Genomic DNA, 23,725 nt, shown 5'->3' with positions numbered 1-23,725 from the left:
ATGCCTGAGGAAGAGAGAATAGGTTATCCCGCCGAAGTCCTGCAGATCAAGGGCAGGACCGGTGTTACGGGGGAGGTCAAACAGGTGAGGGTCAGGGTGCTGGAGGGACCCGACAAGGGGAGGATCCTCACCAGAAACGTGAGGGGTCCGGTACAAGTGGGAGACATCCTCATGCTCAGGGAAACGGAGAGAGAAGCCAAAGAAATAAAGGTGCCCTAAATGCCCGCCACCTTCCGCTGTTCCTTTTGCGGGGGCTCGGTTGCTCCCGGCACGGGAACCATGTTTGTGAAAAAGGATGGTAGCATCCTCTATTTCTGTTCCTCCAAATGCGAACGCAACTTCAAATTGGGGAGGAGAGCGGACAGGACCCGATGGACGGAGAAATACAGGAAGGAAAAGGCTAGAGGCAAGAAATAATCCTGCTTAGGACCTGCAGCCCCTTATAGAAGAAAGGGAAGTATCCATCGATGAAGAACCTCAGATGCCCCATCGTTGCCATCCTCGGTCACGTGGATCATGGAAAGACCACCCTTCTAGATACCATCAGGGGCACCGCCGTGGCGTCCAGGGAACCTGGGAGGATTACCCAGTGGATAGGGGCTTCCGAAGTACCGCTGGAAGCCATCAAAAAAATCAGCGGGGAATTGATGAAAAGGATGGGCATAGAACTGGCAGTACCGGGCTTGCTCTTCGTGGATACTCCTGGCCATGAAGCTTTCACCAACCTGAGGAAGAGGGGGGGAAGCCTGGCCGATCTGGCCGTTCTAGTGGTGGATGTAAAGGAAGGCTTCATGCCCCAAACCGTGGAATCCCTCCAAATCTTAAGGACCTACAAAACACCCTTCATGGTAGCCGCAAACAAGATCGATCTCCTCCCTGGTTGGATGTCCTCAAAAGAATACAGCTTCCTCCAATCCTTGCGCAAACAAACCCCGGAAACCCAGGCTCTCTTGGATCGAAAGGTTTACGAGCTGGTGGGAGAGCTCCACAAACAGGGTTTCGACTCCGAGAGATTCGACAGGGTTTCGGACTTCAGGAAACAAGTTTCCATCGTTCCTCTCAGTGCCAAAACGGGGGAGGGTCTGGCAGAGCTCTTGGTGGTCCTGGCTGGTTTGGCACAGCGCTTCCTCAGGGAAGCCCTCACCATCGAAGTAACGGGCCCAGGAAAGGGCACCGTGCTGGAGGTGAAGGAGGAGATGGGACTGGGAACGGTGATGGACGTAATCCTCTACGATGGCAAACTTTCCGTGGGTGACCTCCTAGCGGTGGTGGGAAAGGAGGGAGTAAGGATTTCCAAGGTGAAGGCCATCCTCAAGCCCAAGCCTTTGGACGAGATAAGGGATCCGGAAGAGCGTTTCGAGAGGGTGAAGAGTGTGACGGCCGCAAGCGGTGTGAGGGTTTCTGCTACCCAGTTAGAAGGGGTGGTGGCTGGCACTCCCTTCAAGGTACTTAAGGAACCCTCCGAAGTCCAGGATTTCTGGAAGGAAGTGGAGGAAGAGATGAAGAGGATCAGGATAACCTCGGACATCAACGGGGTGGTCCTCAAAGCGGATACTCTGGGCTCACTCGAAGCCCTGGAAGGACAGCTGAGGGGAAAGGGAATACCCATAAGGAAAGCGGATGTAGGAGAGGTTTCCAAAAGGGATGTGGTTGAAGCTTCCACGGTTGCTCAAAGCGATCCCCTCCTAGGAGTGGTGTTGGCTTTCAACGTTTCCATTCTTCCCGATGCGGAAGAAGAGGCCTCGAAAAGCGGGATTACCGTCCTCTCAGGAAACATCATTTACGAGCTTTTGGAAGCCTTCGACAAATGGAGAGAAGCCAAACAACGGGAGGTGAGGGAGAAGAAGTTGGAGGGACTCATCAGACCAGCCAAGTTCTCCCTCAAACCAGGTTATGTGTTCAGGAGGAGTGATCCTGCCATCGTAGGGATTTCCGTCTTGGGTGGTGTGCTCCGCCCGAAGTATCCGGTGATGAGGAAAGACGGCAAACCGGTGGGAAGGATCAAAGAGATGCAGAAGGAGAAAAAGAGCGTGGAGGAAGCCAGGAAGGGGGATGAGCTGGCCGTCTCCATAGACGAGGCGGTGGTGGGGAGGAACATCAAGGAAGGGGACATCCTCTTCACGGATATTCCCAAAGACCATGCCCTAAAGCTTCAGAGGGAATTGAGGGACTTGTTGAGCGGGGATGAGCAGGAAGTTCTGGATGAAATCATCTCCATTAAACGCCGGGAGGATCCCAACTACGGGATCATGTAGTCTAGACCCTCTTCAACCCAGCAAACTTTTGTAGGAATTCTCTCGCTTCCGAAAGGGTTAGCTCGTGCTCCTTGTAAAGATGGGGCACCAAAGTGGGAATGGAAATTCTTTTGTCACAGAGCGGGCACTTCACCCTTTCCCAGGCAGGTGGGGAAATCACCTCCCTCTTCCTCCCCTCGGCGAAAGCTGGGGAAGGTTCAACCAATGGGCTTCGACATCCAACATCCCCAACCCCCGAGCATTTTCATTATTTTTTTCGGAAGCCCCCATAAATAGCTTTGGTATACCAAACGAAAGGGAAGGAACCTATATAGAGGAGAAGTCCCCACAAGGCTAGGATGTTCAAAGTAGTAATCGGTGATCCCAAAACGGGAAAGAGTTACCAGATAGAGCTGAAAGAGCCTTCCTCCAGAGCCTTAATAGGGAAGAGGATAGGAGATACCTTCGATGGAAGTTTGGTGGGTCTGCCGGGATTCGAGCTCCAAATAACTGGGGGAACCGACGTCAACGGTTTTCCCATGAGACCGGATGTGCCCGGACCTGGGCACCAAAGGGTCCTTCTCTCCCGGGGCCCAGGCTATCGACCCAAGAAGAAGGGGGAAAGGAGGAGAAAGAGGGTCCACGGATGCGTAGTTGCCGAAGACATCAGGCAGTTAAACGTGAAGATCGTTAAGTACGGGGAAAAGCCCGTGGAAGAACTCCTGAAACCCCTGCTGGAGAAAAAGGAAAAGTCCTAATCCCCCTTTGGGAAGGATTAAAGCCTCCAAAATCTAAGAAAGTAAGCCGGGGTGGCCCAGCCAGGTACGGCGACAGGTCCCCAGGACCCGCCAAGGGTTGCTAACCCGTTGGCGCTTACGCGCTTCCTGGGTTCAAATCCCAGCCCCGGCGCCTCATTCCATCACAACGGTATTTAACTTGGGGATGAAAAAAGGGCTTGATGCGTCTTACGGGCTCCATCATCTTCCAGTATTTCTACGATTGCGGCGGGGAGGTAAAGCTGGATCTCGTCCCAGCAGAGAAGCTGGGTCTCGTCGAACAGAGGCCAAAGAGGAGAATGAGGATTCTAGCCCCCAAATACGAGCATATAGGCCTCATACCCCTTGTGGGAAAACTGGGTACCCTCCAGGTGAACGGTCACACGTTAGAGGTGGAAACAAAAATTTTTCCTGTGGGAACCATAGAGATTTCTTTCATCCTGAAGTTCGAGAAAACGGGTGTGGATTTCCTGGTCCGGCTCATAGGTCTGGATGAAAAAAAGGTAAGGGTGGAGGAAGAAGAGACAGAATTGGGAGAGATAGCGAGGAAATATTTCGAGGAAATTAGGAAAAAGATCAGGAAAGCCATAATCTCTCCCTACGAGGGACTGGGCAGGCCCGAAACCTACACCATCGTCCTGATTTCCCGCTCCGACCCACCCCTTTCCGCCCAGGATTTCCTCACCAAGTTCAGAAGACAAACCGCTGGCTTGCTCAGGGGAGAGATAGAGTGGAGGTACCTGAGCAGAAAAGAAGTGGATGATGCTCTCAGATCCTTCCTGACCTACTCCGACAAAGATCTCGTGCTCGTGGACTGGTATTCTGCCCTCATCTACGAGCAAGAAGGATATGCGGACGATTATATCAGGATGATCGAGCTGGCTAAAATCCAACTCCTCGAGCTGAAGACCTATGATTTCATTTTAGACTTGGAAACGGAAAAAGCCTACAGCACTTTGAGGACCATCTTTCCGAAGAGGATGGGTGTCAGATGGGGAAGCAAATCCTACCAGGAACTCATGAAGACTTCCAGCGAGTTAGCAGAACTCAGGGTTGAGATCATGGAATACGTGGGGGATTTGAGAAACATCTTGAAGTTCACGGGAGAATGGTACCTGGGCAAGCTCTACCGGCTCGCCAGCGAACGTTTCAGGATCTCGGAATGGCTTTCTTTGGTGGACAAGAAATTGGATCAACTCCAAGAACTTTACGCCATGGCCATGGAAAGGGTGGATGCACAGCATGCCAGTTCCTTGGAATTTCTCTCCCTCCTCCTCATAGCAGCCATCGTTCTCCTGGAGGTAATAATGATCCTCAAAATGTAATAAACCATTTTTCCCCAGTTAAAAGGGGCCCGTCGTCCAGCGGTAGGACGCCACGCTTACAACGTGGAGGTCCTGGGTTCGAATCCCAGCGGGCCCATCTCTTTACTTATAGCCTCCAGCGAGAACTTAAGAGGTGAAGAACATGAGCGACCGCGCCGATGTGGGTATTCCCGGAATGAATGAAATCTTGAACGGTGGAATACCGAGGAGAAACATCGTTCTACTTTCGGGGGGTCCAGGAACAGGTAAATCCATCTTCGGGCAACAATTCCTCTACGCTGGCTTCAAACTCAAGGAACCCGGAATTCTGGCGACATTAGAAGAGCATCCCGTCCAAACTAGGGTAAACATGGACCGCTTTGGATGGGAGCCCAGGAAGTTTGAACAGGAGGGCATGTTTGCCATTGTTGATGCCTTCACCTCAGGGATAGGAGAAGCCGCCAAAAGGGAGCGCTACGTTGTAAAGGACCCAGACGACCTCTCAACCTTTCTGGATGTTCTCAGGCAAGCCATCACGGATTTGAATGCCCAAAGGGTTGTCATAGACTCCATCTCCACGCTTTACATGAGCAAACCCGCCCTCGCCAGATCAACCGTGATGCTCATAAAAAAGGTTCTCGCGGGGCTAGGCTGCACAGGCTTCTTAGTGTCCCAAGTCAGTGTTACGGACCGTGGATTTGGAGGTCCGGGCGTCGAACATGCCGCAGATGGTATCATAAGGTTGGATTTGGATGAGGTTCAAGGAGAACTCAAGCGCTCAATAATCGTCTGGAAGATGCGCGGTACCAGTCACTCCATGAAGAGACATCCCTTTGAAATAACCAGCAAGGGCATAATCGTTTATCCGGAGAAAACCGTGAGGATTACCCCACGAGGTTTTCTGGAAGGAGGAAGCCCGGGACCATGAGCGAACTGGAAATCCCCTTAAAGCCTTTGGGCAGAGAGGATATTCAAAAACTTGAAGCCATCCTCTTCTTGGGGACTGTCTCCAGACAAGATGTGATGGAAAAAGTGCGTGGTGTCGATCCAAAATCCCGTCTTACCTGGATTGATTCCCTCTCCGTAGCAGCAGGGGCACTTGCGAGGGAAAAGGCTGGCATGACCCTTTCCAAGATAGCCGACGAACTGGCAAGAGGAGAACAGACCATAAGATTACACTTGACGGGGAAAACCGAGGCCGGAAAACTGGTGAGGGAAACTTACGAGATGCTTTTACGTGGCGAAAAACTCTCTTTCTTTTTCTGGACTGAATCCAAGGAGGAGGGACTGAAACTCGAACTCGAGAAGGAAAGAAGGGAAAAAATCGAACTCCAAGAAAAACTCAACAGACTGCAAGAAAGGCTCGAACAAATCATGAGAACACTGGAGGAAGTTTTGCGTCAACTAAAGAACCTCTCTTGAATTCTTCTATTTCCCAGTGAGGGCTCTAACCAGTCTACTCACCATTTCATCCTTTCCCCTTTCTCCAGAAAACCCATAAGGTGGTCCGGCCTTTCCCACCAAAACCTCCGCAAGACCTTGGATGGCCAAGGAAGCTTTGCACTCGGGATCGTAAACTACCACCGGTACCCCTTCCCTCTCGGCTTCCTGGACGGTGGGATCCTCCGGTATCTCGGCCAATACCGGTACGGCTCCCAGCGTATGTCCCATGAACTCCTCCACTTCCCTCGTGGAAAGATCCGCACTCTTACCCGTTCTATTCACCACCACTCCCCTCGTCCAAGAACCTAGGACATTCGCCAACCTGATCGTCTTGTAGCAATCCACCAAACTCGTGTAGGTGGGATTACAAACGGCTATCATCTCCCTCGCGGCCGCGATGGAGAGGATGGTAGCATCCTGAATACCCGCAGGGGCATCTATGAGAAGGAACTCCGTTTCCCCCAAAATCTTCCTCACCACTTCCTCCACCCTCTCCGGTCTGATCTTGAAGAGGGCCTCGTGGGCCTCCTCGAAACGAAAGCCCGTTGGTATCACCTTTATACCGTAATTGTGGTAAACGGCTTCTTCCACCTCAGCCCTTCCCATCAAGACATCCAACAAGTTCGTTCTGAACTTGGTGAGTCCCATTACGATGGAAAGGTTCGCCATGGCCAGGTCTCCATCCAAGATGGTCACCTTCTTCCCCAACATTCCCAGCGCCACCCCCAAATTGGCAGTCATGGTGGTTTTGCCCGTGCCTCCTTTCCCAGAGGCTATGGCGATGGAGCGATGACTCTTCTTCACCAACCCATCCCCTGAAAGTTTGAACGAAGGGGATTTATAAAAACAAAACTTCACCCCTTCAGGTATTCCCTCACGGGACTGAAGAGCTCGATAAGGCCCTCTGCAACCGCGGGCTTCAGATCTGCGGGGTGTAGTTCACCGCTGGAATATCTTTCCCTCAATTCCCTGACTTCCCTTAGAAAAATGGTTCCTCCGTGTTTTTCCGATCTCCGAACTTCCATCCCTCCCAACCTGGAAAGTACCAAGTGCTCCGCATACTCAACCACGGGATTTCCCTCCACCACCTTTGGAGGACAGAAGGCCTTCTGGACTTTCTTCCTTATTTCCTCAGGGGTATCATCAACCGCTATGAAATTCCCTTTGGAAGAGGACATTTTGACATCCCCATCCAGACCGTGGAGCAAAGGCATGTGCACACAAACGGGCTTTTTGTAACCCAACTTCTCCAGTTTCTCCCTTGCCATCATGTGGACCTTCCTCTGATCCTCCCCTCCCACCGCTACGTCCACACCCAAATGGGCTATGTCCACGGCCTGCATGAGAGGATACAGCACTTGCGCCACGTCTGGATTCTCGGCCTTTCTGGCTATTTCGGCCATTGCCCTTCTAGCCCTCAGTAGGGTAATATCTGTAGACATCCTCAAAACGTCCATCATGTACTCGCGACTGAGCTGAAACTCCGATCCCAACCTATACTCCGTCTTTCCCGGATCCAGGCCTAATCCTACAAAACACTTCTTATTGTATTCAGTGATTTCCCTTATCTCTTCCAAGGTGCCCTTGTGGTTGAGGTAAGCGTGGAGATCCGCTAAGAGCACTATAACCCTTGCTCCTTCCTTTAAGAAGTCCAACAATTTGAAGGCGGTGAGGGCATGGCCACAATGGATCTTTCCAGAGGGTTCGTATCCACAGTAAACCGTGGGCTTTCCCCTCATAACCTCCTTTAATTCCTCCTCTGTCACCACTTCCGAAGCTCCCCTTCTTACCCTTTCGTAGGCGTCCATCAATCCCCTTCCTTCCGCAAGGGTAAAAACGGTTTCAAGGGGATAATTCCCCACCGTCACCTATTGCCCAAGAGAACTTTTTCCGAAGGGACTTCGAATAAATTTTTTCCACTCCATATCCTACCTTCTTAGCCCAGAAGACGTAGATCCTGGGATCGATGTAGGAGTTGAGGGAAGTTCCCAAGTTGAAATCCCTTATCTCACGCTCCAATTCGAGTCTGAGTTTGAGTTCCCTTATCCTTTCCTTCAACTTCCTCATCCTTTCCTCTTTCCTCTTTCCCCGTTGGGACTTCAACTCCCTCATTTTCTGTTCCAGCTGCTTTATCCTCTCCTTCATCCTTTCTATCTTCTTCCTCCATCCCGCAGGAATCTTGCGCTTGTGGTTGAGCTCTTCTGCCGCCTTCAAATTGGCTATCTTGGCAGCATACTTCTTTTCCATCTCCGTGCTCTCCTTTCCCACCCCACTCTTCTTCAGTTCTTCCTCCACTACCCTAGAGGCATGGTAGGTACGGAAGACCTTAGCCGTTAAACCCGGCATCACCTCTTCCAAGAAAGAATTCACGTCCTCAGAACTTATTCCAGGGAAAATTCTTTCCCCACCCATCCTAGCAAATTCTCTGAGGTTTCTGAGGACCTCGGGAATGGGTACCAGACTCTTGGACCACCTAACATGATCCTTCCCCAAAAAGCTGAATTTCACCTTTGGTCCATCGAATTTTAAGTGCTGGGGACCCAAGGTGGTGGCCCCTACCGTGTTCCTTTCCTCCCTGTCCCTTTCATCACCTACTCTCAACTTCAATTCATCTATGAGATAGCAAACGGTAGCCACCATCCTCCGCTTTAGGTCGGGATGGGAAAGATTCTTTCTTATGTGTTCCCTAACCTTTTCTATCCTCTTTCCCAATTCCCTAGCACGATCAAACTTTTCCCTTTCCCTCTCCTGCTTTAGGGGAAAGGTATCGGAAAGCCAAACATATTTCATCTTGCCCGTAAGCTTGTCCCTCCATTTCGCGATCCAGAGAGCTTCTGGATCCCATTCCCTTCCCCCCCACTTCCTCCCTTCTGGTGCCTCGGGCATGGGTGCATCTGGGGAAAGGTTCAGGATGATATCCTCGTATTCCACTCTGGGTTTCCATCTTCCCCTCAGGGGATGTTTCCCCCTACCCAAAAACACACAAGGAGGTTCAACCGTGTAGTTCTTTACCTCCACCTTCTCTCCGTTTACCCAAGCTACTCCCCACCTTTCCTTATTAGCCTCCCTCAGTTTCTTTCTCTCTTCAGCCAACTTCTTGCGCTCTTCCTTCGTCATCGACTCCTTTTTTCTTTTTTCCTCTTCGAGCCACTTCAAAACGGGGGAGAAATCGAAATGTTCGAAATCTGTATCCTTGGGAATACCTAAGGCCTTGCAAAAATCGGAGAGGAAATTCCTCACAAAAACCTTGTCCTCACCCCTCCCGGCAAGGAGATGTCTTCCAAAGGCTACCGCCATTTCTTCTTGGGTGGGGGTCAGATCCCTTCTTTCCCCCTTGTAGAAAATGTACAACTGCTTTGGCTCGTAGGTGGGAATCATCACCCCCCGATGGACGAGGGATTTCACTTCGAAGTTCTTCTTTTCCATCCTCTTTCGAAAAACTGGAAAGATTAAAAAAGGTTAGGACCTACCCCTCTGTTTCCACTGGAGGACTGCCTCCTTCCACTTTTCGTACTGCCTTTGTTTAGCGGGGGTTCTGAATCCTCCCTCTAAGAATTCCACGAGCATTATGACTTCCTTTTTCTTCCTAATCTCCCAGCGATAGAGCCTCCCAACTTTTCTTACTTCCCCTAATCCCGTTAGATCTCTCAACAACAAAAGGGGCTCCCTTTCTTTTTGGCTGAGAAAAAAAACTGGATTTTGATAGAGCTTGTCCTTCATCCTCACCATGTTAAGGGTGAAGCTACCCTTAGCCTCCAAGTATCCCAAGATCCAATCCCTCTCTTTTTGGTACATTTGTATCAAAAATTTGGGCAAAGAGTATTTAATAGTTCCAGTGGAAACGATGGGGTCCCTTAGGGATTTATAGGATAAGGACCAAAAAAGAAAAGAGGTCGATGTTCGAAGGGGACTTCTTCGAGAGGATTAAAAAAATGGTGGAGGAAATGGAAAGGAAAACAGAAGTTCAAGTCGATATTAGGGAGTCCAACGCTTCGCAGGTGAAAGTTCGGAGGAGAGTTACGACTTTTCCTGAGGGAGAAATAAAGGGAACGCTAGAAACCGAGTACATGTGCGTGGAGAAGCCAAGGGAAGTGATTTTCTGTATGCGCATTCCTGGAGTGGGGAAAGAAGGGGTGGAGATAAGGAGGAGGGGAAAGGCCATCGAAATTGTGGCGAGGAGGAGGGATGGTAACGCTTACTTCTCCACCTTTGAACTTCCCAAGAACGCCGTTCCAGAGGAGCGTGTTTTGAGGATAAAGGGAGGTCTTCTGGTTTTGATCATACCGAAGAGGAAGAGGATTTAGAAGTTGGAGGGGGAAAAATCCTCGTCAGACTAGAACTAGAGCTAGAGGATATACCCGGACAATTGGTGAAGGCCTTAGAACCCATTTCCAAGTTCGGTGGCAACATAAGGAATGTAGTACACAAGAGGGAGAAAAAGACAAAACTGGGCTTGGTTCCAGTTACCGTAATCCTAGAGATAAGCGATAGAGGGAGGTTCAGAAGGATGCTTTCAGAACTGAAAGCGAAGGGAATAAGAATAACCCATGTAGGGGAGAGGGAGGAACTCAGGAAGAGGATAGTGTTGATAGGGGGGAAGATGACCGTGGAAGACTTAAGGGAGATAACGGAAAGGATGGAGGGTACAGGAGCTAAGGTTTCGGACATGAGGCTCTCTATGGGGGAGAAAGAAATGGCGGTTCGCCTGAGCCTCAACGGCAGAGATGAAAAGGTTCTGGAAGAGGCTCTCTCCCTCTTGGAGAGGATTTCGGAGGAAAGGGGACTCCTTTTCCTGAAGGCTTTGGAGGAAAAGGCTTGAAATTCATCATCGTAGGTTTTGGGAATTTGGGGAAGGGTTTGATTAAGGCCCTTTCTCAGAAGAAGGAATTCCTAGAGAAGAGGTACGGACTTTCTCCTAAGGTCAGCGCAGTGGTGGATGAATATGGAGCCGTTATCAAAGAGGAGGGATTTTCCTTCAAGGAACTCTTGGAGCTTGTGGAGAAAGGAAGAGTGGTGGGAGGAAAAAGGATGAGTGGGAGAGAGGTAATAAGGGAGGTAGAGGGAGAAGTGGTTTTCGAGCTTACCCCCACGAACATAGAGACGGGTGAGCCTGGTTTGACCCATATAAGGGAGGCCATGCTCTCCGGAAAACACGTGATTACCTCGAACAAGGGCCCGCTCGTGGTGGCCTTCAAGGAGCTGGAAGAACTTTCCAAGAAGAAGGGTGTAGAGTTTAGATACTCTGCTTCCGTTGGTGGAGCCATACCGGTAATCAGCCTGGCCAAGAAAATCCTCACCGGGAACAAAATCTTGGCCATAAAGGGGATTTTGAATGGTACGACCAACTACATCCTAACACGCATGAGTCAGGAAGAAGTCCCCTTGGACATAGTCCTCAGGGAGGCCCAAGAATTGGGAATAGCCGAAAAGGATCCCAGCCTGGATTTGGAAGGTGTGGATACGGCCTGTAAAATAACCATTCTAGCCAATGCAGTGCTTGGAAAGAATGTGAAACTAAAGGACGTGAAGAGGGAGGGGATAACGAGGATTACGCCCCAGATGATGCGCTTGGCTCACGAGGCGGGCTTCACCATCAAGTTGGTAGGGATGGCAAGTGAGAAAGTCCTAGAAGTCGGGCCGAAACTCGTGCCCCTTCACCATCCGCTCGCTGTAAGCGGGACGCTCAACGCTGTTTCTTTGGAGCTTGATCTCGCTAGGGAAATAACTATCACGGGCTTTGGAGCAGGACCACAGGAAACTTCAAGCTCGCTTCTGGGTGATTTGGTGGACATCCACCAAACCTTGATGGGAAAGGGTAAGTGAGTCTTACAAGGATATTAACTCAGGAGAAGAGGAAGAAAGATGAAAGCCTGGTTTGAATATCAATGCATAGAATGCGGGGAAAGAAGGGATCCGCAAGAGAAGCTTTACCAATGTCCCCGCTGTGGTGGCCTGCTCGAAATCGAGCTTGACTTGGAGATGGTTTCGGAGAAGGTTGATAAAAGGAGGTGGGAAAGGGAGCCGCTGAGGGTTTGGAAGTACCGTCCCTTCCTTCCTGTGGAGGACGAGAGCAAAATAGTGACCTTGGGAGAGGGGGGAACTCCCCTCTATCGTTGCAGGAGGTTGGAAGAGAAGCTTGGAATAAAGGAAGTATATGTGAAGTATGAGGGGGCCAATCCCACAGGATCCTTCAAGGACAGAGGAATGACGGTAGGAGTCACAAGGGCCCTAGAATTGGGAGCGAGGACGGTGGTATGTGCTTCCACGGGAAATACCTCGGCCTCCCTGGCTGCATACGCAGCAAAGGCAGGACTCAAATGTGTAGTGGTCCTTCCCGCTGGTAAGGTAGCGATGGGAAAGCTGGCCCAGGCCTTAGTTTACGGAGCCAAGGTGGTGGCCATAAAAGGTAACTTCGACAAGGCTCTTTCCCTTTTGTGTGAGATATGTGAAGAGAAAAAAGACTTCTATTTACTCAATTCCCTCAACCCCTTCCGACCCCAGGGGCAAAAGACCATAGGTTTCGAAATAGCCGAACAACTTGGATGGGAGGTCCCCGATAGGGTGATAGTGCCTATGGGCAACTGTGCCAACATCTGGGCCATTTACAAAGGTTTTCTTGAGTTTCGAAGGGTGGGATTGGTAAAAAGCATACCCAAGATGACGGGGATTCAAGCAGAAGGAGCAAAGCCAATCGTGGATGCCATCAAAAAGGGACTGGAAAAGTTTGTGCCGGTGGAAAATCCTGAAACTATTGCCACGGCCATCAGGATAGGGAATCCAGTGAACGGTCCCAAGGCCATAAAAGCTATAAGAAATTCCAATGGTACTGCTGAGAGCGTGACCGACCGGGAGATAGTGGAGGCCCAGCTTTTGCTAGCAAGGCTTGAAGGAATAGGGGTGGAACCGGCTAGTGCTGCTTCTTTGGCGGGATTGAAGAAGTTAGTGGAGGCAGGTGAAGTTGATAGGGATGAAAGGGTAGTTTGTGTGGCAACTGGAAGTGTGATGAAGGACCCAGAAGAGGCTGTGCAAGTCTCGGGAGGTTTAATAGAGGTGGAAGGTAAAAAGGAGGAGATCTTGAGGATGATGGGATGAAGCCCAGAGAAGCCTTCGAGCGGACCTTTGAACTCCTTCGTTTGCATCATCAGTGGATGAAAGAGACGATAAACCTCATAGCCAGCGAAAACGTAACGAGTTTGGCGGTGAGGGAGGCCCTCCTCACAGATTTCCAACATCGTTATGCTGAAGGGTGGCCTGGAGAGAGGGTCTATGCAGGATGCAAATACATAGATCAAGTAGAATTGTTGGGAATAGAGCTGGCCAAGGAACTCTTTGAAGCGGAACATGCGAATGTACAACCTACTTCCGGTGTGGCTGCCAATTTGGCCATGTACACCGCTTTGACGGATCCGGGAGACAGGATGATGAGTCTTGCCATACCTGCTGGGGGGCACATAAGCATGGGTAAGAAAAAGTTGGGTGGGACAGCGGGAGCCGTTCACGGATTGGAAGTGGAGTATTGGCCCTTCGATGAGAAGAAGATGAATATAGATGTGGAAGAGGGTTTGAAAAAGGTCCGAGAAGTAAAACCCAAACTCCTTCTCTTTGGTGGAAGTGTCCTCCTCTTTCCCCATCCTGTGAAGGAATTCAAGGAGGTAGCTGAGGAGATAGGAGCTTACATAGGTTACGACGCTGCACATGTGGCGGGCTTAATAGCGGGCAGGCAGTTCCAGAATCCTCTCAAGGAAGGAGCAGACGTGATGACGTGTAGCACGCACAAGACGCTACCGGGTCCCCAGCATGGGATGATTCTCTGCAAAAAGGAACTGGCAGAAGCCGTTAACAGGGCAGTATTTCCGGGCGTGGTGAGCAACCATCACTTGCATTGTGTAGCAGCCCTCAATGTGGCCCTTGCAGAAATGCTAGAGTTTGGAAGGGAATACGCGGCCCAAATCGTTAAGAACGCCAGAAGACTGGCAGAAGAACTCTACGAGGGAGGGTTGAGGGTGGTAGGTGCCGACTTGGGATTCACTTCTTCACACATCGTCCTCGTGGAGGTGGTAAAGGAGGGGGGAGGAAGGAAGGTGGAGGAGAGATTGGAAAGGGCGAACATCTTAGTGAATCGCAACCTTTTACCCTGGGACATAAGAGAGGGGAGACATTACAAGGATCCAGGTGGAATAAGGTTAGGGGTTTCCGAAGTTACCAGGTTGGGAATGAAAGAGGAGGAGATGGGAAGGATTGCTGAATTCATCCTGAGGGTAGTGAAAGGGGAGAGTCCGGAAAAGGTGGCACAGGATGTTAGGGAATTCAGGAAAGGCTTCACAAGGATCCATTACGCTTTCGATTCCATGGCTGAAGCTTACGAATACATTAAGCTAAGATAATATTTAACTTCGGGTCATCTCTCTCTACTTTTGTTATTGGAAGTGAAACACAGAAGAAAAAGAAGGAGGAGATGGAAAGGAAATGCCTCCAATTTTTATGGAGGTAAAATTTTTTCTCCCCTCAAAAAGGAGAGGACTCTCCATTTCAACCGATGTCGAAATAAGCCTTCATTTTGACCGGAGGCTGAGTGGGGGGGAAAGTGTTGGAAGAAATTACCGCTGAAGTGGGGGAGCTAAAGGAAAAACTGAGGGAATTCTTTTCCCGCAAGAAGATAAGGAGGGAACTAGAGGCGGCTCAAGCCGTAGGAAAAAATTCCCTAGTGGTGGAGTTCGATGAACTCATAGCCCACGGAGAGGGCACCTTGGCTGAGATCCTTCAGGAATCCCCACACTTCTTCTTCAGGATAGCGAACGAGGTGTTGGCGGAAGAAAGCGGTAATCCGAAGATGCAGTTGAGGGTAAAAGGTGCAGGACAGACTATCAGGATCCGCAACCTGAGGGCAGAGCATGTTGGTAAGTTCATACAGATCGAGGGCATCCTCACGAGGGCCAGCGAAATAAAGCCAGAGATAAGGGAAGCCCTTTTCAGGTGCTTACATTGCGGCGAGCTTAACTCCGTTCCCCAAAGCGAAGAGATTTTCAGGGAACCTTTGAGTTGCCAGAATCCAAACTGTAGAAAGAGAGGACCCTTCAAACTGGAAGTTGAAAAGTCGGAATTCAGGGATTGGCAGAGTCTCCGGGTTCAAGAAAGACATGAGGAACTAAGGGGTGGACGTATGCCGATGATGCTGGATTGTATCGTGAGGGATGACTTGGTCGATGTGGCCGTTCCGGGAAACCATGTGGTGATGAGTGGAGTTTTGGAAGTCTTCCAAGAGAGCTTCAAGCAGAAAAAGATGAAGACTTTCAGGAAAGTACTTTACGTTTCCTATTTGGAAGTGTTGCAAAAGGGAGTGGAAGAAACGGAACTCTCCGAGGAGGATGAGAAGAAAATAAAGGAAATGATCAAGGATCCAGAACTTTACCAAAAAATCATCAAATCCATAGCTCCCAGCGTTCACGGGCATGAGGCCATAAAAGAAGGAATAGCCCTGATGCTTTTTGGCTGCGATCCTCTCGAACTTCCGGACAGGACCAGGATAAGGGGAGACATCCACATCCTCTTAACGGGCGATCCGGGTGTGGCCAAGAGTATGTTACTATCCTGGACGGCGAACGTGGCTCCAAGGGGACTCTATACTTCCGGGAAGAAGGCAACGGGGGCAGGACTGACGGCTACAGCGGTAAGGGATGAGCTTGGTGGGGGGTGGACTCTGGAAGCCGGGGCTCTGGTGATAGCGGACGGCGGTGTCGCATGCATAGACGAATTCGACAAAATGTCTGATGAAGATAGGAGTGCCATCTTGGAGGCTCTGGAACAGCAGACGATTTCCGTGGCCAAGGCGGGGATAGTGGCAACCCTTAACTCGAGGACTTCCGTGCTCGCTGCTTCCAATCCTAAGATGGGAAGGTTGGATCGCAACCGCAACTTGGTACAGCAAATTGGTTTGGAGCCCGTGATCCTTTCCAGGTTTGATCTCATCTTCATCATGAGGGACGAACCACATGGGGAGACGGACAAGAAAATAGCTAGACACATGTTGGAGCTGCACAGGAAGCCTGAGATAGCCAAGCCACCCATCGATTCCGAAACCCTGCGGAAGCTCCTCATTTACGCCAGAAAATACATCCATCCCAAGCTGAAGGGGGAAGGAGTGATCAAAAAGATAGAGGATTTCTATGTGAAGTATAGAAGCGCAGCGGAGAGGGGAGAACCGGTTCCCATCACACCAAGACAGTTGGAATCTCTCATCAGGTTGTCGAAAGCAAGCGCTAGGATGCATTTCAGGGAAGAAGTTACGGAAGAGGATGTGAGTAGAGCGATAGCCCTCCTCTCCAAATACTTACACGAGGCTGGGATAGACACCACCACCGGAAAAATAGATGTGGACATCATTCTCACGGGGAGACCCAAGAGCCAGAGGGACAAAATCCAGAGGGTGATGGACATCATAGGGGAAGTTGAAAACAAGCATGGAGGCATGGCCCCCATCGAAGAAATCCTGCGCAGGGCCAAGGAAGAGGGAATAGAGGAGAACTTCGTGCACAGGGTGATAGAAGAGGAGAAGAGGGAGGGTTTGCTCTACGAGCCAAAGACGGGATACGTGACGAGGGTGGTGAAGGGATGAAGGTCCCTTGTGTGATTAAGGGAGATTTTGAACTGGATTTGGGAGGAGGACCCTCCTCTTGGAGGGAAGGTGAGAGGGTAGAGCTGGAGCACTGGCAGTTCAGAGTGTTGAGGAAACATGGTTTGGTCGAACCCCTTCATCCACTGGGTCTTGCTGCCGTGCGTAAGCTGTTGCTTTCCGAGAAGAAACAACCCGGCTTGCAACCCCTCCAACAGGGTTTCTACCATCAATTGGCCGAAGAGATGGAGTATCTCAGAGGGAGCGAAGAGGGAGAAGAATTCAGGAAGGCGGTGGAAGATTTTTTGGAAGTACGCCTGCAGAAGCTGGTGCGTTTCTCTCTCTTTCCCTCGCAGGCAAAGGGGGCTTTACCCGAAGAGAAGGTTTTGCTCGAGGAGCTGGCTGGAAAGATAGAGGAATGGAGGAGATGGATGGGAAAAAGACTGGGGGTGGGAGGAAGTGAGGGGTGAACTCTTCAAAAATTTGGTGGAAAGGAGCCCAATCTTCAAGAATCGCGAACTCCTCCGGCCAAGTTATCTCCCGGAAAGACTTCCCCACAGGGAAAAACAAATAGAGGAGCTGGCGAGGATCCTCTCCTCACCCCTTAGGGGCGAAACTCCTTCCAACGTCTTCATCTATGGAAAGACGGGAACGGGAAAGACCGCCACCGTGAGGTATGTGATTGGGGAGCTGGAGAGGGTGGGAAGGGAGCTGAACCGTGAGATAAGGGGGATTTATCTTAATTGCGAGAGGGTGAATACCAGGTACCGCATCCTCGCCACTTTGACCAACTCCCTCTCCGAAGGAAATCCCGTTCCCACCACTGGGTGGCCTTTGGATATCCTTTACGAAAATTTTTTGAAAACACTTGACTCCAAGGAGCGTGCCGTGATCATAGTAATGGATGAGGTGGATCGTATGGTGATGAGAAAAGGAGACGAAATCCTCTACGATCTCACCAGAATAAATTCTGAGCTGGAAAGGGCAAAGGTGAGCGTGATTGGGATTTCCAACGATGCGAGGTTCACCCACTATCTGGATCCTCGCGTGAAGAGCAGCTTGGGGGAGGAGGAGCTGGTATTTCCACCGTACGATGCCCTACAGTTGAGGGATATTCTAGAGGAGAGGGCTTCTGAGGCTTTCCACCCAGGAGTTTTGGGAGAAGGGGTTATCTCCCTCTGCGCAGCCCATGCGGCTAGAGAGCACGGTGATGCCAGGAGGGCACTGGATCTCCTAAGGGTAGCTGGGGAGCTGGCGGAAAGGGAAGGAATGGACTCGGTTACGTTGGACCATGTTAAGAAGGCCTATGAAAAGCTGGAGGAGGACAAGGTGGTGGAGCTAGTCCGCACCCTTCCCACGCAGTCCAAGGTGTTGCTCCTCAGTCTCCTGCTCCTAGCCCAGAGGGGAATGGAAAAAGTGACTACGGGTGAGGTGTATGAAGCTTATCGGAGGGTAGCCCTTCAGGGTGGCATGGACGTCCTCACGCCGCGGAGGGTGGGGGACCTCCTTTCTGAGCTGGACATGCTGGGGATCATCAGCACTAGGATCATCAACAGTGGGAGGTATGGGAGGACCAAGGAGATTTCCCTCAACTTTTCTGTTCTTCAGCTCAAAAAGATCCTAGGGGAGGAGGAGAGGTTCCTTTCCACTTCCCTTTCTCTTCCCCACCAGACCAAGCTCTTCTAGGGGGATGGAATGGACGGGGAAAGTCTGGTAAAAAGGTTCCAGGAAGCCCAAATGTGCCTCACTCCCGAGGCCCTTCAGTTGCTGGAGGAAAGGAGGGAAGAAGAGGTGGAGAGAGTACTAGAAGCCCTCAGGGGGAAGGAATTCATAGTCACTTTGGAGATGGTAAAAAAGATCCTAGAACCAGCTTCCAAATTCTCCCGAGAAGGGATCGGAGAAGTCTCCCACACCAGTTTCAAGCCCCTAGCAGCTGAGGTGGAGGACAGGGTAGAGGTTCTGAGAGATGTTACAGGAAAGAGCTATAGCCGCGGTGAGGTGAGGGATTTTCTCAACCTTTTCTTGGACAGGTACAGAAGGCTGAAGGAGCTCCTTAGGGAAAGGAGCGATTACGCGGATCCTCTTCCCCTCAAGGAACTGGCGACCCTTGAGGAGGGGGAATTGGTTAGGGTGGTAGGGATGGTGGCTGAAAAGAAAGAAACCCCAGGGGGACATTTGGTAATCAAGTTAGAAGATCCAACGGGACAGGCGGCTGTTTGGATTTTCAGGGGTAAAAGCGAGGAGCTCTGGGAAAAGGCTGCAGAAGTAATACCGGATGAAGTGATAGGGGTAGAGGGAACGGTACGTTCTGGGGACAAACTTCCTAGGATCGTGGCCAGGGATATAGTCTGGCCGGACCTGCCCATGAGGGAGCATCCCACGATGGCCGAAGAACCAGTCTGTGCAGTACTCCTTTCGGATTTGCATATCGGTAGCAAGATGTTTTTGAGGGAAGTTTTTGAAAGGTTCCTCAACTGGTTGGAGGGCAAGGCGGGAAATGCTTCCCAGAGAAACCTAGCGAGTAGGACAAAGTATGTGGTGGTGGCTGGTGATTTGGTGGATGGAATAGGGATTTATCCCCAACAGGAGGAGGAGCTATACCTCCACGACATCTTCAGGCAATACGAGGAAGTAGCTAGGTTGTTGGAGAGGATCCCCGATCACATTAAGCTTATCCTTTCACCAGGAAACCATGATGCCGTCAGACCCTCCGAACCTCAGCCGGCGATTCCAAAAGAAGTGGCAGGCAGACTCTACGAACTGAATTCGGTGATGGTGGGAAATCCCGCCTGGATTTCCCTGCACGGTGTGAAGTTCCTGATTTATCATGGAAGGAGTTTCGACGATTTGGTCTCCATCCTTCCAGGAAGTAGCAGGAACGATATTTCTTCCATGATGGTGAGACTCCTAAAAAAGAGGCATTTGGCTCCCATGTACGGTGGAAAAGTGGCCATGGTACCCGAGGAGAGGGATTTTCTGGTCATAGACGAGGTTCCCGACGTGCTCCATTGTGGCCATATCCACATCTCTGGATTGAAGAAGTACAGAGGGGTCTGGGCAGTCAATTCTGGTACTTTCCAAGGAATGACAAGCTACATGAGGGAGAGAGGAATCGTTCCCACACCGGGAATAGTGACGGTGATAGACCTCCAGAAAAACCAACCCTCGGTGATGCGTTTTGCCTGAGCTCCGTGCCTTGATTCTGGACTTGGATGGGGTGGTCTATGTGGGGGATACCCCCGTGGAGGGCACGGCCGAGTTCTTGGGGAGGTGGAGGGAAAGGGGGAAGAAGGTGATGTTCGTTACCAACAATTCCTCTCTTTCCAGAGAGGACTATGTGAAGAAGTTGGGGAGGATGGGGATCGAAGCCTCTCCTCAGGAAATCCTCACTTCTGGTTACCTCGCCGCCGAATACCTCCGCCGAAGGATGCCGGATGCCAAGGTTTACGTAGTGGGGGAAAGGGGTCTCGAGGAAGAATTGAGGAAGGCAGGAATGAAGGTATTGAAAAGGGAGGATGTGGACTGCGTGGTGGTGGGGATAGACAGGAACTTCGATTATCGGAAATTGGAGCGGGCCCTGAGAGCCTTGCAGAGGGGGGCAAAGTTTCTGGCTACCAATGCTGACCCTACCTATCCCACTGAGAGAGGACTGCTTCCTGGAGCGGGGGCCATTGTTTCAGCCCTCTCCTTTTCCTCGGGTAAGAAACCTCTGATTTTAGGAAAACCCTCTACCCGAATGTACAAAATGGCCCTCCGCCTTTTGGGAACGAAACCGGAGGAAACGGGGGCGGTGGGCGATAGGTTGGATTTGGACGTGGTGCCAGCCAAGAAACTGGGGATGTTTTCCATTCTGGTTTTGAGCGGAGTGACCAAGAGGAAGGATCTGGAAGGACTGGGAAAGGAAGAGAAACCCGACTTAGTTTTGAACAGGATCTCGGACATGGTGGTGGAATGAGAGTGGTGATGAGTCCCTCCATGGAAGCCTACTTCACCGAGATAGAGCGAAAAGTGGAGGAAGCCTACGAGATAGCCCGCAAGGCCAGGAGTCTTGGAAAGGACCCGGAATTGGAACCCGAGATACCCCTGACGGATGACATGGCTTCTAGGGTGGAGGAAATAGTGGGTCCCCCGGGAGTGGCACGGGTGATAAGGGAACTGGAAGAGAAAATGCCCAGGGAAGAACTGGCTTTGAAAGTGGCGGAGATGATTGTCGATGGGAGCTTGGGGGGAGAACTGGATGAAGAAAAGAGGGCTGAGCAAGCCCTGCGTACTGCTTTGGCCATCATCACGGAGGGAATAGCGGTAGCTGCACCCTTGGAAGGACTGACGGGAGTGAAGATAGAAAAGAATCCGGATGGAAGTCGGTACCTGGCCCTTCACTTTTCCGGCCCCATAAGGTCGGCAGGTGGAACGGCTGCAGCACTGGCGGTGCTGACGGGTGATTTCGTCCGAAGAAAACTCTTTTTGGACAGATACAAGCCCACGGAAAGAGAGGTGGAGAGATTCGTAGAAGAGGTGAACCTCTACTCTTCTGAGATTTCACACCTGCAGTATACTCCCAGTCCCGATGAGATCAGGTTGGCGGTTCGCAATCTTCCGGTGGAAATCACGGGAGAACCCACGAACAGGGAAGTGATGGTAACGGCTTATCGCGATCTTCCCAGGATTGGACACAATTTTGTTAGAGGAGGAGCCGTTCTGGCTTTAGTTGAGGGAGTGTTACAGAAGGCGCCCAAGATCATGAAGTACGTGAAGAAGTTGGGGATAGAGGGTTGGGATTGGCTGGAGGAACTCGTACAACATCCAGTTTCGGAAGAAGAGGAGGTAGAAGAAGCCAGGTATTTGGAGGAAGTGATAGGAGGAAGGCCTGTTATCTCCTATCCTGGAAGAGCAGGAGGTTTCAGGCTCAGATACGGGAGGGCGAGGAACACGGGTATAGCGGCGGTGGGAGTGCATCCTGCCACCATGGTGATCTTGGAGGGATTCTTGGCCGTGGGGACACAACTCAAGCTGGAGAGACCGGGAAAGGGAGGAGCCGTGGCCCCAGTAGATACGATAGAAGGTCCTACGGTCAAGCTCAGGGATGGTTCCGTCTTGAGGATCTCTTCCGTGGAGGAGGCCGAGAGATTGAAGGGAGAGATAGAGGAGATCCTCTGCCTTGGGGATCTACTGATAGATTTCGGGGAGTTCTTGGAAAACAACCATCCCCTCCTTCCCGCGGGATATTGTGAGGAATGGTGGGCCCAAGAGGTGGAAAAGGTCAGAAAAGAATTTCCGCAAGACCTCTCACCTTATATCCTTCCCCCCTACTCCATTCCTTCCCCCAAGCTGGCCGTGGAAATTTCGGAGAAACTCGGGGTTCCCCTCCATCCCCATTATACCTACCTCTACCACGAAGTGGAGAAAGAAGACCTCCTAGAACTGGCCAGGTGGTTGTGTCGAGGAGAAGCTGAATTTGAGGATGGGGAACTCAAAACCCTGACCCTGCCCTTGGAGGAGGGACCCAAGAGGATTCTGGAGCTTCTCTGTGTTCCGCATCGGGTTGAGGGAAAGAAGGTCAGGATAGAAGAACATGCCTTCCCCCTCTGCAGAACACTTGGTATCCTGAGGGGAAAGGAGCTGACCACGGAGAAACTGGAGAAGGAAGAGGAAGAAGAGGTGATGCCCTTCTTGGAGAAAGTGGCAGGCTTCCCCGTGAGGAAGAAGGCTCCTACATGGATAGGAAGCAAAATGGGAAGACCGGAAAAGGCGAAACCCAGGGAAATGGATCCTCCTCCCCATCTCCTCTTTCCAGTCGGACAGGCTGGGGGACCCACCAGGAGCATCTTAAAGGCTGCCAAGAGTGAAGAGCTGAGGGTTGAGATAGCGAACTTGAAATGTCCTTCCTGTGGCACTTTGGGGATAAGCAGGAAGTGTCCTTCCTGTGGAGCAAAAACGGAGTTTGTGAAGCTCTGTCCAAAATGTGGAAGGCCCACCAAGGGAAGATGCCAGACATGCGGGGTGAGGGAGGAATTCTTCAGCGAGAGGATGATAGACCTGAAGAAGATGCTCGAGGAGGCGGAAAAGAGGTTGGGTGAAAAGGCACCCGAAGACCTGAAGGGAGTGAGGGGGATGAGCAGTGCCTACAAGATACCCGAACCCCTCGAAAAGGGTATCTTGAGGGCAAAGTACGATTTACGCGTCTTCAAGGATGGAACCGTGCGCTTTGATGCTACCAACCTCCCCCTCACCCATTTCTGTCCCAGGGAAGTGGGTGTTCCGGTGGAGCGCCTTAGGGAACTGGGCTACACGAGGGATTATCTGGGGGAGCCCCTGGAAAGGGAGGATCAGTTGGTGGAGCTCAAGGTGCAGGATCTCATCCTCTGCGAGGAGGGGGCCAAGTATCTCCTCAGAGCTTCCAAATTCATAGACGAGCTCCTCCAGAAATTCTACGGTCTTCCCCCCTACTACAGGGCCCAGCGTAAGGAAGATCTCCTGGGCCATTTGGTGGTGGGTCTTTCTCCCCATACCTCCGTGGGTATGGTGGGTAGGATCGTCGGATTCACGAAGGCCAACGTGGGTTATGCCCATCCCTACTTCCACGCAGCCAAAAGAAGGGACTGTGACGGGGATGAAGATGCCGTGATGCTCTTGCTGGATGCCCTCCTCAACTTCAGCAGGAGATTCCTACCCGCGAGCAGGGGAGGCTTCATGGATGCTCCCCTCGTCCTCAACCTCAGAATAGATCCGAAAGAAGTTGACAAAGAGGTTCACAACATGGATACCATGTTCAAATACCCGCTGGAATTCTATGAGGCCACCCTCAAGCAGGCCCATCCCACCGAAGTTTTGGTCTGGATGGAAACGGTGGAGAAAAGGCTGGGAACGGAAGGACAATATGAGGGATTGGGGTTCAACGTTCATACCTCCGATTTGGCCAAGGGACCCCTTACCTCCACCTACTCGGAACTCGAAACCATGGAAGAAAAGGTCATGGCACAGTTGAGTTTGGCTAGGAAGATCAGGGCGGTGGATGAGAGGGATGTGGCTGAGAGGGTGATAGAGCACCACCTCATTCCCGATTTGAAGGGGAACCTGCGTAAGTTTTCCACCCAGCAGTTCAGGTGTACGAGCTGCAACACCAAATATAGGCGCATTCCTTTGGTGGGGATGTGCATCGAGTGTGGAGGGAATTTGGTCCTTACAGTACCTAGGGGTGGGGTGGAGAAATACCTGCGTACCGCCTTGAGGATAGCGGAGGAGTTTGGAGTGAGCGAATACACCAAGCAGCGCCTTAAACTGATGGAAAGCGACATAAAATCTGTCTTCGAAAGCGATGCAGAAAGACAGATGAGTTTGGCAGACTTTCTGTGATTCCAA

The 23,725-nt window shown here is 51.2% G+C and carries 23 protein-coding genes and 2 tRNA genes; 20 read left to right on the top strand and 5 right to left on the bottom strand.

The window, feature by feature from the left end:
- Genes QXG22_04130 through infB form a run of 3 tightly spaced genes read left to right on the top strand, consistent with a single transcriptional unit; the run spans position 1 to position 2,255 of the window.
- Positions 1-219 carry a 30S ribosomal protein S28e gene (locus tag QXG22_04130; protein MEM0359179.1) on the top strand — a complete coding sequence of 73 codons (219 nt, stop codon included), beginning with the start codon at positions 1-3 and terminating at the stop codon, positions 217-219.
- Positions 220-417 carry a 50S ribosomal protein L24e gene (locus tag QXG22_04125; GenBank protein MEM0359178.1) on the top strand — a complete coding sequence of 66 codons (198 nt, stop codon included), beginning with the start codon at positions 220-222 and terminating at the stop codon, positions 415-417.
- 50 nt (positions 418-467) lie between these two features.
- Complete coding sequence (gene infB, locus QXG22_04120; GenBank protein MEM0359177.1) at positions 468-2,255, top strand: translation initiation factor IF-2; 1,788 nt, start codon at positions 468-470, stop codon at positions 2,253-2,255.
- Between the two features lies 1 nt (position 2,256).
- Here the strand turns inward: infB and QXG22_04115 are convergent, their stop codons facing one another.
- Positions 2,257-2,460 (bottom strand): hypothetical protein, encoded by a 204-nt coding sequence (locus QXG22_04115; GenBank protein MEM0359176.1) that lies wholly within the window; start codon positions 2,458-2,460, stop codon positions 2,257-2,259.
- A 133-nt stretch (positions 2,461-2,593) separates the two neighbouring features.
- Here QXG22_04115 and QXG22_04110 point away from each other — a divergent pair, with 133 nt between their 5' ends.
- The 6 genes from QXG22_04110 (at position 2,594) to QXG22_04085 (ending at position 5,736) form a co-directional block, all read left to right on the top strand.
- Positions 2,594-2,992 carry a 30S ribosomal protein S6e gene (locus tag QXG22_04110; protein ID MEM0359175.1) on the top strand — a complete coding sequence of 133 codons (399 nt, stop codon included), beginning with the start codon at positions 2,594-2,596 and terminating at the stop codon, positions 2,990-2,992.
- 45 nt (positions 2,993-3,037) lie between these two features.
- Positions 3,038-3,143: transfer RNA gene (locus QXG22_04105), tRNA-Ser, on the top strand.
- A 49-nt stretch (positions 3,144-3,192) separates the two neighbouring features.
- On the top strand, positions 3,193-4,335 hold the full coding sequence (locus tag QXG22_04100) for a hypothetical protein (GenBank protein MEM0359174.1): 1,143 nt from the start codon (positions 3,193-3,195) through the stop codon (positions 4,333-4,335).
- 25 nt (positions 4,336-4,360) lie between these two features.
- Positions 4,361-4,432, top strand: a tRNA-Val gene (locus tag QXG22_04095).
- A gap of 45 nt (positions 4,433-4,477) precedes the next feature.
- Positions 4,478-5,242, top strand: a complete 765-nt coding sequence (locus tag QXG22_04090; protein MEM0359173.1) for a KaiC domain-containing protein — start codon at positions 4,478-4,480, stop codon at positions 5,240-5,242.
- A gap of 95 nt (positions 5,243-5,337) precedes the next feature.
- Entirely contained in the window at positions 5,338-5,736 is a 399-nt protein-coding gene (locus QXG22_04085; protein ID MEM0359172.1) for a hypothetical protein, read from the top strand.
- A 6-nt stretch (positions 5,737-5,742) separates the two neighbouring features.
- Here the strand turns inward: QXG22_04085 and minD are convergent, their stop codons facing one another.
- The 4 genes from minD to QXG22_04065 are packed head-to-tail and all read right to left on the bottom strand — an operon-like array spanning position 5,743 to position 9,552.
- On the bottom strand, positions 5,743-6,561 hold the full coding sequence (gene minD / locus QXG22_04080; GenBank protein MEM0359171.1) for a cell division ATPase MinD: 819 nt from the start codon (positions 6,559-6,561) through the stop codon (positions 5,743-5,745).
- 50 nt (positions 6,562-6,611) lie between these two features.
- Positions 6,612-7,565, bottom strand: coding sequence for a tyrosine--tRNA ligase (locus QXG22_04075; GenBank protein ID MEM0359170.1), 954 nt, complete (start codon positions 7,563-7,565; stop codon positions 6,612-6,614).
- Positions 7,566-7,599: 34 nt separating this feature from the next.
- A complete protein-coding gene (locus tag QXG22_04070) occupies positions 7,600-9,183 on the bottom strand; it encodes a hypothetical protein (GenBank protein ID MEM0359169.1) in 1,584 nt (527 codons plus the stop codon).
- A 33-nt stretch (positions 9,184-9,216) separates the two neighbouring features.
- Positions 9,217-9,552: an LAGLIDADG family homing endonuclease gene (locus QXG22_04065; protein ID MEM0359168.1), complete on the bottom strand. Its 336-nt coding sequence runs from the start codon at positions 9,550-9,552 to the stop codon at positions 9,217-9,219.
- A 101-nt stretch (positions 9,553-9,653) separates the two neighbouring features.
- Between QXG22_04065 and QXG22_04060 the strand changes: the two genes are divergently transcribed.
- The 11 genes from QXG22_04060 (at position 9,654) to QXG22_04010 (ending at position 23,719) form a co-directional block, all read left to right on the top strand.
- The gene (locus QXG22_04060; GenBank protein MEM0359167.1) at positions 9,654-10,061 is read left to right on the top strand and encodes an Hsp20/alpha crystallin family protein; all 408 of its coding nucleotides are present in this window, start codon (positions 9,654-9,656) and stop codon (positions 10,059-10,061) included.
- Between the two features lie 65 nt (positions 10,062-10,126).
- Positions 10,127-10,576, top strand: coding sequence for a hypothetical protein (locus QXG22_04055; GenBank protein MEM0359166.1), 450 nt, complete (start codon positions 10,127-10,129; stop codon positions 10,574-10,576).
- The gene (locus tag QXG22_04050) at positions 10,573-11,580 is read left to right on the top strand and encodes a homoserine dehydrogenase (protein MEM0359165.1); all 1,008 of its coding nucleotides are present in this window, start codon (positions 10,573-10,575) and stop codon (positions 11,578-11,580) included. The genes QXG22_04055 and QXG22_04050 overlap by 4 nt, the downstream gene beginning before the upstream one ends.
- 39 nt (positions 11,581-11,619) lie before the next feature.
- The gene (thrC, locus tag QXG22_04045) at positions 11,620-12,849 is read left to right on the top strand and encodes a threonine synthase (GenBank protein ID MEM0359164.1); all 1,230 of its coding nucleotides are present in this window, start codon (positions 11,620-11,622) and stop codon (positions 12,847-12,849) included.
- Positions 12,846-14,141 (top strand): serine hydroxymethyltransferase, encoded by a 1,296-nt coding sequence (gene glyA / locus QXG22_04040; protein ID MEM0359163.1) that lies wholly within the window; start codon positions 12,846-12,848, stop codon positions 14,139-14,141. Before thrC ends, glyA begins: the two co-directional genes overlap by 4 nt.
- A gap of 203 nt (positions 14,142-14,344) precedes the next feature.
- Positions 14,345-16,369, top strand: coding sequence for a minichromosome maintenance protein MCM (locus tag QXG22_04035; GenBank protein ID MEM0359162.1), 2,025 nt, complete (start codon positions 14,345-14,347; stop codon positions 16,367-16,369).
- Positions 16,366-16,836: a hypothetical protein gene (locus tag QXG22_04030; GenBank protein ID MEM0359161.1), complete on the top strand. Its 471-nt coding sequence runs from the start codon at positions 16,366-16,368 to the stop codon at positions 16,834-16,836. The genes QXG22_04035 and QXG22_04030 overlap by 4 nt, the downstream gene beginning before the upstream one ends.
- Positions 16,837-16,852: 16 nt before the next feature.
- Positions 16,853-18,052, top strand: coding sequence for an ORC1-type DNA replication protein (locus QXG22_04025; protein MEM0359160.1), 1,200 nt, complete (start codon positions 16,853-16,855; stop codon positions 18,050-18,052).
- Between the two features lie 51 nt (positions 18,053-18,103).
- Positions 18,104-19,552: a DNA-directed DNA polymerase II small subunit gene (locus QXG22_04020; GenBank protein MEM0359159.1), complete on the top strand. Its 1,449-nt coding sequence runs from the start codon at positions 18,104-18,106 to the stop codon at positions 19,550-19,552.
- Positions 19,545-20,321 carry an HAD-IIA family hydrolase gene (locus QXG22_04015; GenBank protein ID MEM0359158.1) on the top strand — a complete coding sequence of 259 codons (777 nt, stop codon included), beginning with the start codon at positions 19,545-19,547 and terminating at the stop codon, positions 20,319-20,321. The genes QXG22_04020 and QXG22_04015 overlap by 8 nt, the downstream gene beginning before the upstream one ends.
- Entirely contained in the window at positions 20,318-23,719 is a 3,402-nt protein-coding gene (locus QXG22_04010; protein ID MEM0359157.1) for a DNA polymerase II large subunit, read from the top strand. Before QXG22_04015 ends, QXG22_04010 begins: the two co-directional genes overlap by 4 nt.
- Positions 23,720-23,725: the final 6 nt, after the last annotated feature.

This window comes from Candidatus Hadarchaeales archaeon, from assembly GCA_038736355.1.
GTDB lineage: Archaea > Hadarchaeota > Hadarchaeia > Hadarchaeales > WYZ-LMO6 > WYZ-LMO6.
Note: the sequence above shows the minus strand (reverse complement) of the source record. Positions and strands in the feature narration are given on the sequence as shown.

Bases quoted from the DNA above. Each gene is read 5' to 3' on its own strand.
- QXG22_04130 (MEM0359179.1), top strand. From the start codon at position 1: ATGCCTGAGGAAGAGAGAATAGGTTATCCCGCCGAAGTCCTGCAGATC.
- QXG22_04125 (MEM0359178.1), top strand. From the start codon at position 220: ATGCCCGCCACCTTCCGCTGTTCCTTTTGCGGGGGCTCGGTTGCTCCC.
- infB (MEM0359177.1), top strand. From the start codon at position 468: ATGAAGAACCTCAGATGCCCCATCGTTGCCATCCTCGGTCACGTGGAT.
- QXG22_04110 (MEM0359175.1), top strand. From the start codon at position 2,594: ATGTTCAAAGTAGTAATCGGTGATCCCAAAACGGGAAAGAGTTACCAG.
- QXG22_04100 (MEM0359174.1), top strand. From the start codon at position 3,193: ATGCGTCTTACGGGCTCCATCATCTTCCAGTATTTCTACGATTGCGGC.
- QXG22_04090 (MEM0359173.1), top strand. From the start codon at position 4,478: ATGAGCGACCGCGCCGATGTGGGTATTCCCGGAATGAATGAAATCTTG.
- QXG22_04085 (MEM0359172.1), top strand. From the start codon at position 5,338: ATGGAAAAAGTGCGTGGTGTCGATCCAAAATCCCGTCTTACCTGGATT.
- QXG22_04075 (MEM0359170.1), bottom strand. From the start codon at position 7,565: ATGGACGCCTACGAAAGGGTAAGAAGGGGAGCTTCGGAAGTGGTGACA.
- QXG22_04070 (MEM0359169.1), bottom strand. From the start codon at position 9,183: ATGGAAAAGAAGAACTTCGAAGTGAAATCCCTCGTCCATCGGGGGGTG.
- QXG22_04065 (MEM0359168.1), bottom strand. From the start codon at position 9,552: ATGTACCAAAAAGAGAGGGATTGGATCTTGGGATACTTGGAGGCTAAG.
- QXG22_04060 (MEM0359167.1), top strand. From the start codon at position 9,654: ATGTTCGAAGGGGACTTCTTCGAGAGGATTAAAAAAATGGTGGAGGAA.
- thrC (MEM0359164.1), top strand. From the start codon at position 11,620: ATGAAAGCCTGGTTTGAATATCAATGCATAGAATGCGGGGAAAGAAGG.
- glyA (MEM0359163.1), top strand. From the start codon at position 12,846: ATGAAGCCCAGAGAAGCCTTCGAGCGGACCTTTGAACTCCTTCGTTTG.
- QXG22_04030 (MEM0359161.1), top strand. From the start codon at position 16,366: ATGAAGGTCCCTTGTGTGATTAAGGGAGATTTTGAACTGGATTTGGGA.
- QXG22_04020 (MEM0359159.1), top strand. From the start codon at position 18,104: ATGTGCCTCACTCCCGAGGCCCTTCAGTTGCTGGAGGAAAGGAGGGAA.
- QXG22_04010 (MEM0359157.1), top strand. From the start codon at position 20,318: ATGAGAGTGGTGATGAGTCCCTCCATGGAAGCCTACTTCACCGAGATA.